Origin of the sequence: Enterococcus sp. AZ062 (genome assembly GCF_051715065.1) — a bacterium.
GTDB classification, from domain to species: Bacteria; Bacillota; Bacilli; order Lactobacillales; family Enterococcaceae; genus Enterococcus_B; species Enterococcus_B mundtii.
Window position 1 is genome coordinate 3263417 of record NZ_JBIOTB010000001.1, and the last position, 19084, is coordinate 3282500.

General features: G+C 36.4%; 13 protein-coding genes (1 of these 13 only partly in view). 1 reads left to right on the plus strand and 12 read right to left on the minus strand.

All coding sequences use genetic code 11. From position 1 onward, the window contains the following. Positions 1–17: 17 nt before the first annotated feature. The 8 genes from IGJ00_RS15060 to IGJ00_RS15095 all read right to left on the minus strand — a co-directional run bounded on the left by IGJ00_RS15060 (position 18) and on the right by IGJ00_RS15095 (position 10770). On the minus strand, positions 18–2360 hold the full coding sequence (locus IGJ00_RS15060; protein WP_071867584.1) for a VirB4-like conjugal transfer ATPase, CD1110 family: 2343 nt from the start codon (positions 2358–2360) through the stop codon (positions 18–20). Beyond that, on the minus strand, positions 2357–2707 hold the full coding sequence (locus tag IGJ00_RS15065) for a PrgI family protein (protein ID WP_071867585.1): 351 nt from the start codon (positions 2705–2707) through the stop codon (positions 2357–2359). The genes IGJ00_RS15060 and IGJ00_RS15065 overlap by 4 nt, the downstream gene beginning before the upstream one ends. Positions 2708–2716: 9 nt before the next feature. After that, positions 2717–3541, minus strand: a complete 825-nt coding sequence (locus tag IGJ00_RS15070; RefSeq protein ID WP_071867586.1) for a hypothetical protein — start codon at positions 3539–3541, stop codon at positions 2717–2719. A gap of 34 nt (positions 3542–3575) precedes the next feature. Next, a complete protein-coding gene (locus IGJ00_RS15075; RefSeq protein WP_019722809.1) occupies positions 3576–3803 on the minus strand; it encodes a hypothetical protein in 228 nt (75 codons plus the stop codon). Between the two features lie 414 nt (positions 3804–4217). Further along, positions 4218–5915: a VirD4-like conjugal transfer protein, CD1115 family gene (locus tag IGJ00_RS15080; protein ID WP_071867587.1), complete on the minus strand. Its 1698-nt coding sequence runs from the start codon at positions 5913–5915 to the stop codon at positions 4218–4220. Between the two features lie 54 nt (positions 5916–5969). Then, complete coding sequence (locus IGJ00_RS15085; RefSeq protein WP_074801007.1) at positions 5970–8819, minus strand: hypothetical protein; 2850 nt, start codon at positions 8817–8819, stop codon at positions 5970–5972. Between the two features lie 33 nt (positions 8820–8852). Further along, a complete protein-coding gene (locus IGJ00_RS15090) occupies positions 8853–9194 on the minus strand; it encodes a hypothetical protein (RefSeq protein WP_071867589.1) in 342 nt (113 codons plus the stop codon). Positions 9195–9348: 154 nt separating this feature from the next. Continuing rightward, positions 9349–10770, minus strand: coding sequence for a helix-turn-helix domain-containing protein (locus tag IGJ00_RS15095; RefSeq protein ID WP_071867590.1), 1422 nt, complete (start codon positions 10768–10770; stop codon positions 9349–9351). Positions 10771–11246: 476 nt separating this feature from the next. Between IGJ00_RS15095 and IGJ00_RS15100 the strand changes: the two genes are divergently transcribed. Further along, entirely contained in the window at positions 11247–12677 is a 1431-nt protein-coding gene (locus tag IGJ00_RS15100; RefSeq protein ID WP_108173737.1) for a helix-turn-helix domain-containing protein, read from the plus strand. Positions 12678–12759: 82 nt separating this feature from the next. Here the strand turns inward: IGJ00_RS15100 and gor are convergent, their stop codons facing one another. The 4 genes from gor to IGJ00_RS15120 form a co-directional block, all read right to left on the minus strand. Then, entirely contained in the window at positions 12760–14106 is a 1347-nt protein-coding gene (gor, locus tag IGJ00_RS15105) for a glutathione-disulfide reductase (protein ID WP_142433093.1), read from the minus strand. Positions 14107–14250: 144 nt separating this feature from the next. Continuing rightward, on the minus strand, positions 14251–15492 hold the full coding sequence (locus tag IGJ00_RS15110; protein WP_071867593.1) for a peptidase U32 family protein: 1242 nt from the start codon (positions 15490–15492) through the stop codon (positions 14251–14253). A gap of 18 nt (positions 15493–15510) precedes the next feature. Beyond that, positions 15511–16434 (minus strand): peptidase U32 family protein, encoded by a 924-nt coding sequence (locus IGJ00_RS15115; protein WP_074801031.1) that lies wholly within the window; start codon positions 16432–16434, stop codon positions 15511–15513. A 224-nt stretch (positions 16435–16658) separates the two neighbouring features. Continuing rightward, on the minus strand, positions 16659–19084 hold the 3' portion of the coding sequence (locus IGJ00_RS15120) for an ATP-dependent Clp protease ATP-binding subunit (RefSeq protein WP_071867594.1). It continues 49 nt past the right edge of the window; only the last 2426 of its 2475 coding nucleotides appear in the window; its start codon lies beyond the right edge, outside the window; it ends in the stop codon at positions 16659–16661.

The following is a 19084-nucleotide window of genomic DNA, read 5'->3' on the forward strand; positions in this document are numbered from 1 at the left end:
CCTTTCCCGTATGCCTATCAAGTTTCTCCAGGTTTCGTTGACATCATCTTATAGAGCTGTGTATCTTTAGGGAAATGATCATAAAAGGGTAACGTTGTATCCCCAAACACCATAAGACCATACCCTTCTGGAGAGTTCACTACGTATTTTTCTTGTTCTTCTGAAATATCAAACAGTCTAACTAGCTGTGTACGGTCTGATTTCGCTTGATTCAACATCATGATAAAATCGCTATTTGACAACATCCGTCGAGCTAAATCGGACAATAGTAAGGTTTCGACGTTCTGGGTAATGCCAGTCGGGATCGCTCCCCATTTTCGTGCACGACTCCATAGCTCAAAGAAGTAATTCTCAGAATATTCATTCGTAAACAAAAGCTGCATCTCATCAATATATAACCACGTGCGAACACCTCGTTCACGGTTGGTCGTGATTCGATTCCATACTTGGTCTAATACAATCAGCATCCCCATCGTTTTCAATTGTTTCCCTAGGTCCTTGATATCATAGATCACTAAACGCTTGGTAATGTCGACATTCGTTTCTGCAGAAAAGACCGACAAACTTCCTTCAATATAGATTTCTAGATCCATGACTAATTGCTTGGCTTCTTCTTCTTCTTGTTCTTTCAAGATATTATAAAAGTCAATGAATGTTGGTGTACGATCATTCAACACTTCATACGTTCGACGACACACACGGTCAATCAATGTTTTTTGTGCCGAACTTAGCCCCAAGGCGCCACCAATGATCAGGTCAAATAACGAAATCAAAAACTCAGATTTTAGCACGACTGGATCAGTATCATCTCCATAGTTCTCATTGATATCCATGGGATTGATCGTTGTCGGTGAATCACTAGAGATTTTGATGATCTCACCGTTGAAATTTTGACCAATAACAGAATATTCTCGCTCAGGGTCAATAATGATAACTTCATCATCTGCATCGCGTAGTAGTACATTGACGATTTCACGCTTGACTGAGAAACTTTTACCAGAACCAGGTGTTCCTAGAACAAATCCATTCGGTGCTTTTAATAATTTTCGATCGAGTGAAAGGATATTTTTTGAAATCGCATTGACACCATAATACTTCCCATTTTCTTGAATCAAATCCGAAATCGTGAATGGGATAAAAATGGCGGTACTCGCTGTTGAAAGTGTTCGATCTAATGGAATCGCATTGATTCCCAACGGTAATGTCGCATTCAAGCCATTTTCTTGCATGAACTCTAATTCAATGAGTTTAAAACCGAAGCGACGAGACACTGAGTTTATTTCATCATGGACTTCAGCTAACTTTTCTTTCGTTGGTGAATGGAAATAGACAGATCCTGTTAGCGCATATAATTTTTGTCCTCTATTTTGCAGATCATCTACCAGACCTTTGGCTTCTGTTAGTGAGTAAGAAAGTTCATAAGAGAGCATCTCAAAGTCATACCCACTTTGTAACGCCTTCTTCTGCTCATCCACTTTTTGTTGTTCCATAAAAGCCAATTTCGTCTTCACTAAATCAAATGCTTCATCTTGATCCATTGGTTCAATATGTAAAGATACAACAATTTCACGAGGAATTTCTAACATTTCAAAAAGAAAAGTATCTGATAATTCAGAAGGAAATTCTTGTAAATATAATGTTTTTGCATAGTGATCATCAATTTTTACGTGGTTTTTGTTTTCTTTAAATTCCATGACTTCAGGTAGTACCTCATCGACTTCTGTTTTAACCGTCTTGTCATTCGTTAATAATATTTCGGAAATCATATGTAATAATTTTGTTTTTTCTACCTTTTTTGCTTGACTGCCTAAGCGACTAGCAAACATTTCAAAACGATCTGCTACCATATCTAATTCTTTTTGCGCAATCTCCAATGTAGGATGCTTCTGTACAAAGGTAAATAAGATCGTTTTTTTGAAACCATTTTTTTCTTCATCTAATTTCCTTGAAATGACTTGATTCATTTCTTCACGATATGAATCGAGGAAATCATTTTTTGCTTTGTAATAAAGAACCGATTGCAAATCAGCAAGCGGTCGTTTCTTTTTATAAACAGTTAGTTGTAATTTTGTTTTACTACTCAATGAATTTAAAAAGTCGCAGTATTGAGAGAAAATTTCAATTTGATGATCGTCAGAAGATAATTGATAATTGATATCTTGTAATTCAAGCGTCAATGAATAGGTGAATTCATCGATTTTACAAATACCACTTTCATAAATCTCTTCAAACCTAAATGTATCCCTAAAAGGATCAATATCCTCTTTCTTCTTTGATTTAGGTTTACTAATAAATTCTTTTTCCTCATCTTTTGGTTTTTTAGTTGGTTTTAACGCTTTGAGCGCTTTTAACTTCATCATGTTTCTTGCCCGCCTACATCTTCGATTTCTTTATTTATTTCTTCCTTAGGCTTCTTTTTTCGTGTCCCTGGTGCCACGTGGTATTTGAAAAATTGTTTAAGATAGATATCAAATGTCAAGCCATTTCTCTTAAACCAGCCAAATGAAACGATTGGAATGGATGCAAGAATCATAAACCAACTTGTGATTTCCATAGGAATCTTTAATCCGGCAATGAAAATCAAACTAATCATGACGTTTACTCCAGCTGCAATAGCTAAACAAAGCAGCTGCTTTAAATTCATTCCTGCAATGACCTTTTCTTTATATTCTTTAATATCCTTTGGTACCTTTACCTCAACTGCCATAGTTCCTCCTTACGATGCTGACATCAATGTTTTTGCCCATCCTTTAGTTTTATTTACAGAAAGCAATAAAGCAATCATGTAAACTGTCAAACCTAAAATAATCCCAAAAATTCCTGAACCAACTTCTTCCATGATACGATGGAAGATCGTCGGATAAATCACCAATACTAACGCGATGAATGTTCCCTGTAAACCGAGTGCAGCGAAATTTTTGAAGAAACCCTTGCTCATCACTGAAAACTCTTGGCTTGGTAAGGCACTCATCGGAATTGGCGCCATTGCACAAAATATATACATCTCCAAAAAGCGAAGATAAATGGTGACTTGGACCAATACACGAACAACAAGTGATGCTAAAAATAGGATACACATCACGAGTAATACGACTAATTGTGACCACCAACTTAATTGAGAGACCGCTTGTCTCACTGCATCTGCTGTATCTCTTACAGCTGAAGCATTTCCAATTGTTAAAATCCTAGTGGTTAAATTGCCGGCAATGATAACCATACCATCTAAAATATTTTGAATTCTTAAAATAACTATGTAACAAATGACAAATTTGATCAATGCTTTGATAATCATCTCAAATCCTAACATGGGAGCTCCGCCTGCACCTTCAACTTTCGTTGAGATTTTCTGAAACTCTAAAAGAATAAAAATTGCTAGAATGGATAAAGCAAGTGGCCCAACTACGTGTTGCTGTAGTCGTTCCACTAAACTGTAGGCATCATATATGTAACTTCGTAAATCCATTCCTAAAACATTTTTTAGATCGTCCCCATTAAGAAAGGTCATGATTTGCTCAAAGATAGTCATAATTGCAGATTCCATATGCTATACTCCTACTCTTTCCTTTGCTTAACGATTATGGTAAAAACGATCCAATGTTGAATGAAGTAGCAAACCAACCTGCAGCGACTAGAATCAATCCACCACCAACAATCTGCCAAATCCCTTGTTGTAATTGAGGGCCATTTTTATCTTTTAACGCACCAGCTAGGATAATTGTTCCCCAAATCAACCATAGTCCACCACCAATTAATGTAAACTGTGAAACTAATCCAAATACTTGTTCTAATAATTGTGCATTCATAATTTTGCTAATCTCCTTTTTTTGTAAAAATAATTTTTTATTTTATTTCTTAAATTTAGTATATGCGAAATTCTCTGTTTCCATGTATCAGTTATTTCTTCCATTAGAAATTTTAGAATAAATACGGTCCGTTCCTTTAGTAGATAAACTGGATAATCGCCTATTAGCAAATGAATTTTGTTTTAGGACCAGAACTATCATTTACAATTAACCTTCGATAATAAACCGCCTACATGTTATTATTCTTACTGCTATTTCTATATTGCCTCAACATACGATGAATGAGATGGACAAATTTTATTGTTCTTTTCAGTGCTCCATCCTTTTTAGCTAATAAAAAGCACCACATTCTCAGTCTAACATTCGAATGAAGGTGCTTTCTATTTATTATGAGTGACTCATTGATCGAGCTAGCTAAGCAGATAGATTTCGTTCATACATATAGGAATCTGTCACATCGCCTAACTTCTTATAGTTTTTGTGTTTCACAATATCATATTTCTTTGATAAAAACGGATGGACTCCGCGAATTTTTAAAATACATTCCTGTCCTTTGAGACTCGCCACTTCATCGGGGTCCATCAAGTTCCTTCCTAATTTCTGGAAGTTCTCACTAAAGGAACCATTGCTCCCTTTGGTGACACTTGTATTTCTTTGTTCAATCGTTTGTTTCCCTAGCAATTTTGAGATATATTCGTGCGTACTTTGTTCCATTCCGCCTAAATATAAAAAGACATCACTGGTCCCAATGATCGTTTCCCACGTATCTTTATACAAGGTTTTTAACTGGCTAATATTTTGTAAAATGACATTCGTAGAGATTTCACGACTTCGAATAACCGAAATCACTTTTTCAAAATCAGGAATTTGTCCAATATTAGCAAACTCATCCAAGATACAACGGACATGACAAGGTAATCTTCCCTTATACACGTTATCTGCTTTATAAACTAACATGTCAAACAATTGCTGATACATCATACTCGCTAAAAAGTTGAAACTGGTATCTGTATCAGGCAATAAGATATATAGGATCGTTTTGACATCACCAACTGTATCTAGCTCAAGTGTATCTTGTGAAACAAGTTCCTTGATACTTGGAATATCAAATGGTGACAATCGCACGCCTAGACTGACTAAGATACTTTTCGTCGTTTTATCACCAGAAAGTTTAAAAATCTTGTACTGTGATACCGCAAAATTTGTCGGATCTTTTTGTTCTAACTCATTGAATAAAATATCTAGTGGGCTGACATAGCCAGGCACATCTTCTTCAATATCTGCTAAACGGACTAATTCAATTACGTTTCCTAACGTCCGATCTTCTGCAGTTACTTCTTGGATCAAATAGCTAAAAATGGCCATCAATAAGGCTGTCTCAGCTTTTTCCCAAAAATCATCTCCACCTTTTTTATCTGGGTTAGTCGTATTTTTGATTAGATTGTTCACGATTTTTAAGATATCATCCTCTGTTTGGATATACTGAAACGGGTTGTATTGATGCGTGTCTCTTCGGTTGATCAAGTCAAAAATCTTGATTTGATAACCCGCTTCTTCAAACATTTTGCCTGTTTCGGCTAATAATAAGCCTTTAGAATCACTGACGACATAGGAGGAATGCATTTGCATCAAGTTAGGTTTTACATAAAATCGTGTCTTACCACTACCGGCTCCTCCAACCACAACGACATTTTTATTTCGGTTGAAATTATCGTTTCGTGTAATCTTCATACGTCCTGATAATGATAAGCTTTCGCTCTTCGTCAACAAGATATTGAAGTCTTTTTTCTTATCAAGAAATGCACGGATGTCGCTGTACTTTCCCCATCGTGCACTTCCATATTCTTCATTGGGGCGTGTATTCTTCTCATCAAACGTCTTATATAAGACAAAAAGTACATAGGAGATAGCAGCAACCGCTGCTATCCCTAACGACGTCGGTTCATAAGAAAATTGAGGGGCAAATCTAGAAAGTTCTTCAAATGTTCGGTTGAATGCTGTTAGTAAATTATCTGCAAATGATAAATTCCCAGTATTCTCTGCTAAAAATAAATAACCGATACGATTACCCACATAAAGCAGAATACCAATTACTAACACATGCACTACCATAAGCTGCCGGGAATTTTTCAAATTTTTTTATTTCCTTTCAGTCAAAGTTATTTTTTATAATTGTGTCGTTTTAGCTTTCTTGTTATTATTTTGAATTTGTGCCTGTGCTTGCTGACTACGTGCTCGGTTATTTCGCTCATTTGATAATTGCAATGAGTTTCTTCTTAATGACTCAAAACTTACTTGTCGCCCGATATCCGGACTCGTACCGGAAAAACTTGCGCGACGTTCGATCGCCGGATTTGCTCTGTTTGTCAATGCGACTGGTTCTTTCGAGCCCGATGGTGTTGGTTCTACTTTCGTTTGTGAGGTGCTTGGTTGAGACTGTGTACTATCTCTCGGTTTCATCTCAATGACTTTCGATTCTTTCGCCGTCTCAGAGGTTCGTTCAGATCTTTCTGTCATTTTTTGTTGCTCATTGGACTGAACATGCTCAGGCGCTTTCGCTTTTTCATCAAGACCTGCGATTACAGATACTTTCTCCCTAAATTCTTTTGAATCTAACGATTGACACTTCCCTAGCTCTTGGCATTCTAGAATTTTTTCGTTAACTTTTTTTTCAAATGCCAAATCCTCTCTTTTGGCTACACGGCTTTCAATTCGTTTGAACACAAACTTGTCTAATAATTGGATACCGATTCCAATACTGACACCAATCAAAGCCACGGCACCTAACTGCATCAAGAATGGGGCAGCCATAGAGGTTGCAAGCATTGGCACTAGCGCAGATAGGGCAAACATTCCACCTATCCCTAGAGCCAGTGGCACAGCCAACATGATAAACAAGGATAATTTATTCTTCATTACATAATCAAACATCCGCTTCGGCGCATGACGGACTGTTTCCCACGCACGTTTGGCTCTTGATTGTTTTTCTTCTATTTCAGCTGTGTTTGCACCTTCTTTGGTTGGTGCTTCCATCGCTACAACTTTGTCTTTGCCTTTGAGATCCTTAGAAGTTAACCCTTCTTTTGTTACTTCAGATTTCGCTATTCCTTCTGCTAATTTTTCATTAACCGGCGTTGCTTCTTTCATTTGTTCCGCTGGCTGTTTTTGTTTTCCAAAAGGTAATTTTTCGCGTACTTTCGACAATCCACGAGCAATTGGACCAAATACTCTTGGGAACTTCTGTACTAACTTATTGAATGCTTGCGGGATTTTCTTCTTCGCATAAATAATTGCTTTTGACCCAAAAAAACTAGCAGCGACAAAACCAACTGCAGCGTTCACAAACTGTTGCCCAAAAACAGCCATAGCTGTAGACGGTAATATGGAACCTACCCATGACATACCTAGTGGTAACATGGCAATCGGCCATAGATTCAGCAACCATCTAGCTGCACGGATTTTTCGAGAATTTCTGAAAAATGATTGTTTTAATTTTGAATGATCTAATTCACTCAACTTCTTCGTTTGTTCTTTTATTCCACGAGTTTCTTCTTGTAAGCCTTTGATATCTTTATCCATCTGCTTGATACTTTCAGCAGATAAATCTTTGGTCATTTTTTGCAGTTTTTCAGGATCAGCTAAAACCGCTTTAAGTTCCTTTAAAAACTGCACATCCTCGGTCGTATTGCTCTGCTTGATCCGCTTCAATAAAACATCGGTATTCTTGTTTTTAGCTTCAATCAAGCCAACTTTTGCTTGAAGATTTTCGACATATGCTTTGATAAGCTCGGCTTTTTTACTTTCCAGATTTTCGCTTACAACAGGTTCTTTTTTAGGTTCTTCCACTATTGGTTTCTGTAGCTTCGTTTTTTCTGGCGCCTCGTTCACGATCACATTGACCTCGATCGGAGGCGGGTTTTTTTCAACATTAGCACGATCGACTTGATCTTTTTTTGGTTCTTCCGCAATCACTGGAGTTGGTTCGCGTTCAATCGTAGGTGTAACAACAGTCGCTTCGCGATCAGCCTTACTTAGGACAACTGCTTCCTTTGCTTGCTCCGCTTTTACTTCTACCGAACGAACAACTTCTATTTCCACCTTATCGGTATAATCAATCAGCCCTTTTGTTTCAGCAATTTCATTCTGAAATCCTTCTTTTATTGCACTAATTGCTTGAAATTTTGATACTAACATTTGTTCCGAATCATTTTTATTTGCCGTAAATTCAGAAAAAGAATTGGAACGTCGCAGTGGTTTTTCAGGCAAAGGTTCTAGTTGATCTGTGTTGATCGCGACCTTCTCTAACTTATCCTTTAATTCTTTTTGGACGATCTCAATTTTTTTAACCTTATCCTCGGCTGATTGGACCTTTTGTTCAAGAACTGTCTTTTTACTTCTCTTTATTTTACCAATTTCAGCCCTTAACTTATTGACCTCGTCTTCTTTTGCTATTAGTCCTGTTCTATGGACAGTCAATTCTTTTTTAAATTCATCTTTTTTGATTAATGCGAGAAAGATTGCTGCATCAACTTTTTGGTCTTTTGTATTCACTTTTAAAACACTTTGACCATCCCCATATTGATTTAATTCTTTTTGATGACTTTCCAGAGTTGCTTGCACTTTTTTTAATTTCGCTTGATCTTCAATATACTTAGCATCGATATTCTGTTGGTCAGAAGAAGTGATAGTTCCAATCCCCTTGATCGTGGCTATGTCCCGTGTCAGACGAATAATTTCTTGTTGTAAATCATTATTTTTCAACTCTTTGGCAATATTTTCTTTCTTCTCATTGACCAATTCCTTAGAAGTCGTATCATAATTTATTTCTTTGCTTTCATTTCTTATTTTTTCATCAATTGGCGATCCAATGATCCTTTTGATAGTCGCTTCGTTGTTATATGAAAATATAGACAGAAATGATTCATTGATGTTACTTTGATTATTTTCTTTAAGCTTATCTTCTCTAAGCTTTCTTTCTGTAGACATATCTTCTAGAGGCTTATCTTCTATAGACATATCTGTCTCACTCCCTTCTCATCTTGATTTACATTATCTCGAATGTCCTGTCATTAGAGATTGACCAGAATAGGTACCAAGACGATTCGTTTGTTTTTGTGCTTGTGACACCCGCGTGTTCAATCGACTATCTTTTGACATGCTTGAATGAACAGACGTACGATCTAGATTGTTTTCTCTTTGCTGTGAAGCTAATTTATGTGAACGTGCAAGTGCTCTCTTTTGTGCCCTTTTTTCCCAGCCTTTTTTGATCATTTTTCCAATGAAATTACCAAGTACTTTGGTGACTAACCAAAGTACTTTAAAAACTAAAGATAACACTTTGAATGCTGCACTATATACCCCAAACAATAATAAAATCGCTAACTTATTCAACTAACTTTCCAGCTCACTTTCTCCATAATATACCTATCCTAACCAATACTAACTAGTGGGTGCTTTAAGCGTACCTGAGTTTCGACTGCCACTACTATCTATTTTTTCAAAATTGATAAAAAGATGAAAAAAACGTCCCACATAACGATTTTTATTAAGAAGAGTAAAGACACTGCTCAAAATTATTCCAAAAAATAGAAGTAGGAACTTTAGAGATTTTCAAAATTTCGGACGTGATCCGATCAAAATTTAAGGATAGATCAGTCAAGATCAAATCATATTGATTAATTAATTGATAATCGATAGAAAAAACGTCCTTCTCATAGATATCAATATTTTTTAAAAATGGATGCTTATGTAAAATCAAATTTTTATATAAAAGAGATAAGCCAATTTCTTGAGAACTTAATAATAAAATCGATTTCTCTTGTATTTTTGGTTCAATCATCCGTAACAAATCATTTGAAGAAATGATTAATTCGAGTAATAGTTCTTTATGTAATAGTTCGCTTTGTTCGACAAAATTTAATTGAGCAATTTGCAAAGATTTTTGATAGGCTTGCCAGATCTTAGGATTGTTCTCCATCATTTTTTTATAAAATATATCTGCATAGCTTACTTTGAAGATGGCTAATTCTTTATAAAAATTGATGAAATCAAAAAAATATTCGATTTCCGTAGTGTTGATCGGCATGTCAATCGCTAATAGACTGTAAAAGCTTTGAAGAAATTTTTCAATATTCTGCTCTAATCTCTGATCACGATGTTGGACCTCTGTAAACATTAGACCAAAATAGGAAGTGAGAATATTGGAAACATTTTTTTGTGTGACATTGAATTTATATTTTTGACTCATCAACGTACAAAAGACTGTATCACTTTGGATGATCTCCAAGATGGTACCTACGATTTGCTCATTGTCGATCAATTCTTTCTCGGGAATAAGATGTTTATTGCCAATTCGAATAATTGATGAATAAATATAATACACCGAATAAATCACTTTAGGTGTGCTAACCATTCTTTTTTGTGCCTTCAAACAACGTCTGAGCATCTGATAAATCGTATCGAAGTAAGGAAATTCTTTTACTTTATAAATTTCCTTGAACATACTAGCAAATAAACGTCGAATCTCAATTTCATTTCCAGTAATCGTTAATTTGTTCTCTAAATTAATTTGGACATTGATTTTTTCTTTCAAGAAATATGTATTGATTTTCGCGACAATTCTACGAATACTCGTTTTACTTAAAAATAATTTTGTCGCAATCTCAGATAGAGAAGGTTCTGTAATGAATATGTACTTTAAAATTTTCACATTTGTTGAATTATTAAGTATCCTGACAAATATATCATCCAAATTCAATTTCTTCGGTATCGAAAGCGATACCTCTTTGTATTGATTGGTTTCAATACGAGCAGGAAAACAAGTGGTATTGAAACTATCGATATCTGCCGCAATCGTTTTATCTGTAATACTCAATTCTTTGGCCAGATTACTAATATTCGATGACTCAATATTTAGCAAATAAAGCAATGAAATTTGTCTCTCTAATTGTTTCTCAAGTACACCCATAGTCAACAAGCTCCTTTCTTTTTTAAAAAACCTATAATGTATCGTACAGCTTTTTCGATAATTTCTTAATATTAGTTTTTCTGTTTTATTAAAAACAAGTTCAATGATCACATCGCTTGAATGTTATAGTTAAAGATTTGTAAGTGAAATAGACCATTTAGTCCATCGATAGATGTTATTCTTAATTTTTTTTTGCTAGATAAAAAATTTAAATCATAGAAATAAAAAAACATGTATCAGAAAATTTTACTTTTGCGTGTGTCAATTGACTACTTCTAGTTATTTAGATTATCATATACTGTTTTTTTTAAAATAATACTTATTAAATAATGAAGGCAATCTCACTTTTAAATAACCACCGATTAGAATAAAAAGAAAAACTCGAATAATTAGAAAAGTATGATAAAATAATGTTTATAATATGAATAAAGGATGTGAAAAAACAGATTTTCTATTTTTTAGGAGATCTGAAAAGTATGATAAAACGAACAAATATGCTTGAAAAGACTTCTGAAAGGCAGATCAAACTAGCTTTACTCTTAGGTATGGCCGCCATTGACTGTTCGACTTTAGCGGAACAACTTGGGGTAACAAAAAAAACATTATTGACCGATATTGTGTTTTTTAACCATACATATGCACCAGTTTGTATCAGCACCGATAAATATCAAGTAGCTTCTTTACTATTACCACCAGAGATCAATTTGGAAGATTTAATCAAACAAATACTCAATCAATCAACGAATGTACAAATACTACAGATGATTTTTGAAGTAGAGCCAACGTTATCTAAATTAGCAAATAAACTATATTTAAGTGAAACAAGTATTCGCCGGATCATTGCAAATATCAATACTTATTTCAGCGAGATCAATGCGCCATTATCCATACATATCTCCTCAAAACTCAAAATCATTGGGGATGAAAGTTACATCAGGCAATTCTTCTGTAGTATGTTTCGTGAGCAATATACGCCACAGCAATTGCCCCATTTTTATCACATATTCGATGTGTTACAACGTTACTATAAAAAGCAAGCAACACATCAAACAATTAGTACATATAAAGTTATTATAAATAGTTTTTATCTTTACACAGCAATCATTCGGATTGGACAAGGTCATTTGTTATCAGCGAATAAAGAAAAGCCAATCAGCGATCCTTCTTTTTTTGAAATCATAAAAAATAATACAGTGTTTTGTTCAATCATTGAAAAAGAATACGGTTTTAATGTGACAACCACAACTGTATCAAATCTATTAGATAAAAAAATCTATTTCCCTTGTATTCAGTCAGCACCTAGCAATCATGGGGAATATCAACGGATTCGACAATTTTCAGAATACTTTTATCGTTCATTATCCCAAGACTTCTCTTTGAATCAAGATGGTATTCAGAAATTGAGTGAGTTGATCAATTACAATAAAAACCGACAATTCTTTAAAACAACGTATCTACAGATTTTATCAGAAATCCTATTTACACATTCGCCCCAGATACTAAAAGCATACAATCAAGCTATTGACCATGCTGGATTAATGATGATCAAACGGAATCAATTACTCTATGAAGAGTTACTGTTAGAATTGATTTCATTGTCACCTTCTTTACTGACGGCCGTTTTTCCTTACAAGAAAAAGGTGTCTATTTTGATTGTTTCTTATCAGGAAGAAAGGACACTTGCACTGTATAAGCAACTGTTATTCAAAAAAATTCCTGCGATTCATAGTATCCATACATATACTGATAATATTTTTCAAGTAAACTACGATACAGTCAATCAATATGATTTAGTTTTAACAGACATCGAACTGAACCAAGCTAAAACGAAAGCTAAAACGATTAAAATTTCTAAAATACCAACAACCTCTTTTTGGAATAACATTGAAACAGTTCTTTATACATAGGTTTATCTGCATAAATCAGAAAAAGCAGACGCATATTCCGTCTGCTTTTTCTGTATGAGTATTTCCTCAACATACTAACGACTTAACGCATTGTAACAAATTCTTCTGCGCCTGTTGGATGGATAGCTACTGTATTGTCAAAATCTGCTTTGGTTGCCCCCATTTTGATCGCTACTGCAAAACCTTGTAACATTTCATCGACACCTACACCAATGGCATGCAGCCCAACAATTTTTTCTTCTTCACCCACACAGATCAATTTCATTTCACATTTTTGTCGATAATCGTTTAAAGCAAAATACATTGGCGTGAATCGTGAACGATAGATTTTCAATTGTCCTTCACCGTATGTCGTCAACGCTTGCTCTTCTGTCAAGCCGATGGTTGCAATCGGTGGATGAGTAAAGACGACTGTTGGAACTAAATCATAGTCTAAATACGAATTTTCTTTTCCATTGAATAGTCTTTCTGACAAACGACGACCTGCGGCAATCGCTACTGGCGTCAAGTCGATTTTACCAATTACATCACCAATGGCATAGATGTGTGAATCGGTTGTATTTTGGAATTTATCCACTTTGATAAATCCTTTTTCATCTAATTCAACATTCGTTTTTTCGATTCCTAATGCATCTGTATTCGGTACACGTCCGCCAGCAAATAACACACACTCTGCCATTAGTGTTTCCCCATTTTCAAAGGTAACGGTGTAGACATCCCCGTTCTTTGTTATTTCACGAGCCGTAAAGTTTGCATAAGTGTGTATTCCTGCTTCTTGATACATCTCAATCAAGTTATCAGATAACATTTTATCAAACGTACGTAATGGACGTTCTTTACGATAAGCCCACATCACTTCACTTCCCAAGCCATTTAACACACCTGAAAGTTCAGCTGCAATATAACCCGCACCTAATACGATCGTCGATTTTGGTAATTCTGTCAATGCAAAAAATCCGTTTGAATCAATGGCATATTCTCCGCCAGGAATCGTCATCTTGCTTGGCTTGCCACCGGTAGCAATCAAAATATGATTTGCTTGATAGCTTTCACCGTTTACTTCAACGGTTTGACTATCTACAAAGCGAGCATAGCCTTTGATTGCTTCAACGTTATTACTATCTAAACCTCTTTGATAAGCGCCATGAAGGAAATCAATGTATTTCTCGCGTTTCTCTACTAGTTCTTTAAAGTCAACATGTTTAACGTCCGCTTGGATACCATAGCTTGAAGCATCACGTTCGATTGTTTCTAATATCGTGCTTGCTTGCCACATCACTTTTTTTGGAACACATCCGACATTGACGCACGTTCCACCTAGTTCATTGCCTTCAATCAATAATACTTTTGCTCCATGCATACCAGCTCGATTCGCTGAAGCAATGCCTCCAGATCCTCCGCCAATGACAATATAATCATATGTTTTCATCTTGTTCCTCCTTTTAGCAGCTGATGCAACATCCTACCGCTTATTTTTCAATAAACTTTTTATCAGCTCTTACAAAAAATAAGTGTAGCACGTTTCTAGTCATTCTGTTGACGAGATGCTCATTTCGCTTGATTGCTTAAAAAATTATTTTCTTTTTCTAATCATATCTCCAGGTTTAACTGGTTGTGCGACTGGCATGGTCAAAATCATCATAGGATTTGGTGCGCGATCAATGGATTCTCCTTCTTCATTGTGCATCATCTCAACCATTTGACTGAAGTGAGTAAATCCAGGCCCATAAAATTCGATTTCATCCCCTACAGAAAAGAGGTTTCTCTGACGGATTGTCGCTTGTTTCGTCTCCTCGTCATAAGATAAAACTTCTCCGACAAATTTGTATACAGGGATCTTACGACGTTCACCAAATAATTGTTCATTTTCGCTAGGTGTATCGTAATAAAATCCTGTTGCCAATTCTCGTTGAGCCACTTTCCATAACTCATCGATCCATTCTTGTTTGCACACATAGTTTTCAGGATCTTCCATATAACTATCTACAGCTGCTTTATAGACATTTGCGACAGTTGATACATAATGGATCGACTTCATTCGACCTTCGATTTTAAAACTATCTACGCCATTTTCAATCAAGTCAGGAATATGTTCGATCATCGACATATCTACTGCACTCATCGAAAACTCTTCTTCGATCTCGCCAGCATCTGTCAAAGAGTTTCTCTCTTGTCCAAATGGCAAATCATACAATTCATATTTCCAACGACAAGATTGTGAACAGCCTCCACGATTGGCATCCCGCATCGACATATGATTCGACAACGTACAACGTCCTGAATAAGAGATACACATTGCTCCATGGATGAATGCTTCAATCTCTACATCAGTATGTCGACGGATCTCAGCGACTTCTTCCATCGAAACTTCCCGAGCTAAAACTACACGTTCCAAGCCTTCTTCTTTCCAAAATTCTAATGTTTCATAGTTGGTAGCAGAAGCTTGAGTCGATAGATGGATAGGTAAGCCAGGGGCTTCGGTGGCACAGATCTCAATAAGTGCTGGATCAGAGACGATCACTGCTGAAATCCCCACATCGCGCAGGTTACGGAAAAATTCACCGGCTCCTTCGTCATTTCCTTCATGTGTGACCATATTTGCTGCTACATACACTTTCGCTTGATGTTCTTTTGCGAATGCAACGCCTTCTGCCATTTCTTCATAGGTAAAGTTTCCTGCGCGACTACGTAACCCATAAGCATTACCACCAATATACACAGCATCTGCGCCATAATGGATAGCTGTTTTTAGTTTTTCAAGCGTGCCGGCTGGTGCTAAAACTTCTGGACGTTTTAATTTTCTTTTTGTTGTCATTTTATTTCACCATACTCCTTACTTGATAGATTCAGGATCAATATAAAAGAAACCTGTATCAAGTCCTCGATTCGTTGGATGTAATCCATTGATCTTATTCGTCATTTCTTGTGCTAACGTTTCTGTCCATGTGTCTGCTAATAATGCTTTTTTTGCCTCAACAAATAATTTAGTGATCTCAACAAATGCTTCACCAGGCGTAAAAACGCCATCTAATTTCCAGGTACGGAAATGATGGGCATAAAGCTGTGGGAGTTCATTACTTAAATTGATGTCATTATTCGCAAAAATATGCGTACCATGTGAATCTTCATAAATCGAATAATGTGTATCTTCTTTTTTAGGTTCAGCGAGAAAGAGTCCTCTTTCACGATCTTTTTTTTCGTCCTGTTGCGTGTAGTTATAGTAATTCTGTAACAATGGACGTTTCGATTGATGGATGCATGTAGCTCCATACACAAGAGTTTCGACAGGTATCATCAACTTGTTCTCCATCTCTTTCATCTCATCAAATGGCACTTCTCGTGCTAAAACAGCAGAAATCGCTCCTTTTTTTGCCCAAAAATTGATTTGTCGCGCACTCGTCACTAATGTTTCTGCATCAAAGACATAAGGAATGTTCAACTCTGGATTTTTTCTCATGGTATAAATAATCCCAGTATCACCAACTGTGATCTTATCCACATTGATTTCTTTTAAAAAAAGCAGATACTCTGGAACTTTTTTCATTTTTTCAGGATGAATGATCCCATTGACAGCTATATTTACTTTTTTACCGTACCGATGTGCCAGCGCAACTAATTCGCGTTGTTCTTCTCTTGTAAAAGAAGCTGGTAAGCGTAGACCGAAGCGTTCTTCCCCAAAATATAAGGTATCCACTCCTGCTTCAAGCAATTCTTCTGCTTGTTTCATTGATTCTATAGTAGTTATGATTTCGATCATCATTTCCTCCTCCTACAACTCCATAATAGTAGCACAGCTCTGAAAACTTTCCAATACTTCTTACATTTATTATTGATTGTAACGATACTGTAAAATAATTTCTGTTTTATACAATGTATCCCTATTGATTTAGAAGTAGCTCTTTAGGAAAACAAAAAACCCAAAAAATCAAATGATTTTTGGGTTTCTGGCTTAGCTATTTCTGTTGGGATCTCACTCTGTCATTATACTTTAGTAGTTATTTTCTTAGGTTCACGCACATTTACTGTGATTTTGCCCTTCGAAGCGCCAACAGTGATTTGATCGCCTAAATGGATTTCTCCTCCAAGCAAAGCTTCGCTCAAACGATCTTCTACTTCTTTTTGTAATGCCCTTCTTAGTGGCCGTGCACCATACTCTGGATCAAAACCGACTTTTCCAATCACATCAACTGCTGCTGGTGTGATTTTCACTAAGATATCTTGTTCTTTCAATCGTTTGACGATCGATTGACTCATGATTTGAACAATCGCATGGACTTCATCTTTTGTTAATGAATGGAAAACGACTGTCTCATCGATACGGTTCAAGAATTCAGGGCGGAAAGCTTTCTTCAGCTCTTCAAGTATCCGTTTTTGCATCGCTTGATGATCTTTAGTAATATCTTGGACGTTGAATCCAACATTTTTTTCCTCACGGATTTGAGTAGCACCAATATTAGAAGTCATGATCATGATCGTATTTCTAAAGTCTACTTTTCTTCCTTTAGCATCTGTTAAATGACCATCATCTAACACTTGTAATAATAAATTGAAGACATCTGGATGGGCTTTTTCCACTTCATCTAGCAAGATAACTGAGTAAGGTTTTTGACGAATTTTTTCTGTCAATTGTCCACCTTCATCATAACCCACATAGCCTGGAGGCGAACCAATCAAACGACTCGTACTATACTTCTCCATGAATTCAGACATGTCGACACGAATCAATGCGTCCTCTTCACCAAACATCACTTCTGACAATGCTTTCGCAAGTTCTGTTTTTCCGACTCCTGTTGGACCTAAAAACATGAAGGAACCAATCGGGCGATTTGGATCTTTTAAGCCACTACGCGCCCGTCTGATCGCACGAGAAACAGCTTTGACCGCTTCATCTTGTCCTACAACACGTTCGTGAAGCAGTGCTTCTAGTTCCAGTAATCGTTGACTTTCTTTCTTTTCTAACTGTTGCAATGGTACACCTGTCCACTCCGAAACAACAGTAGCTACATCTTCTTCAGTCACCCGATCCGCAAAGCCATTTTGATGTTTTGCTTCAATCGCTAAACGTTTTTCTAGTTTTTTCATTAAGCTTTTTTCTTGTCTACGTAAATGCGCAGCTGTTTCAAAATCTTGTTTTTGAATCGCCTGTTCTTTTTCTTTATTCACTTGATCGATCTCTTGTTTCAGTATCGTCGTTTCTGACAAATCGTCCGCTTGTTCCAATCGAACTTTCGCTGCTGATTCATCAATCAAGTCGATCGCTTTATCTGGTAACTGTCTGGAAGTGATATATCGAACAGAAAGATTGACTGCCGCTCGTACTGCTTCATCGGTGATCTCCACATGATGATGTTCCTCATAGCGTGAACGTAAACCACGTAAGATTTCTTCCGCTTCATCTGCTGTCGGCTCATCTACTTGGATACGTGCAAAGCGTCGTTCCAATGCCGAGTCTTTTTCAATGTATTTTTGGTATTCGTCTAATGTTGTCGCGCCAATCGTTTGTAATTCTCCACGTGCTAACGCTGGTTTCAAAATATTCGATGCATCGATGGCACCTTCTGCACCACCAGCACCAATCAATGTGTGTAATTCATCAATAAAGAGAATAACTTGACCATCATGATAAATTTCATCAATGACTTTTTTCATTCGATCTTCAAATTCTCCCCGATACTTCGTCCCAGCGACTAACGCCCCCATGTCTAACATCATCAAACGTTTTGCTTTCATTTCTTCAGGTACTTCACCTAAAATGATTTTTTGAGCCAATCCTTCTGCAATCGCAGTTTTACCGACACCGGGTTCTCCAACTAAAACAGGATTGTTTTTTGTTCGGCGACTAAGTATCTGGATCAACCGTTTGACTTCTCTTGAACGACCTACGACTGGATCTAACCTGTTTTCTTTTGCTAACTTAGTTAAGTCTCTAGCTAAAGAATCTAACGTAGGAGTACCTTGTGTCATTGCTCGCTTTTCTTGTGGATTGCGACGGCGAATACCACCGGTACTACTTTCCGTACCCATCGTACGCTTCAATGACTGACGAACTTTGCTCAAACTAATCCCCAAGTTGATCATGATACGAGTAGCCATGATACTCTCATCTTTTAATAGACTAAGTAAAATATGCTCAGTTCCTACCTTTTGTGTACCCATTTTATTCACTTCACTATTTGCCAAAGCAAAAATTTGTTTCATTCGAGGAGAATAAGGGAGAAATACACCTTTTGCATAAGTTTTCACTGTACCATAACCGACTAAATGCTCGATTTCTTCATAAATATCTTTTTCATTCAATTTCATATCTCGTAATACTTTCCCAGCAATCCCGTTGGGTTCGATCACTAAAGCCAATAATATATGTTCTGAACTTACCGCTTGATGTTTGAAGCGTTTTGCTTCTTCTT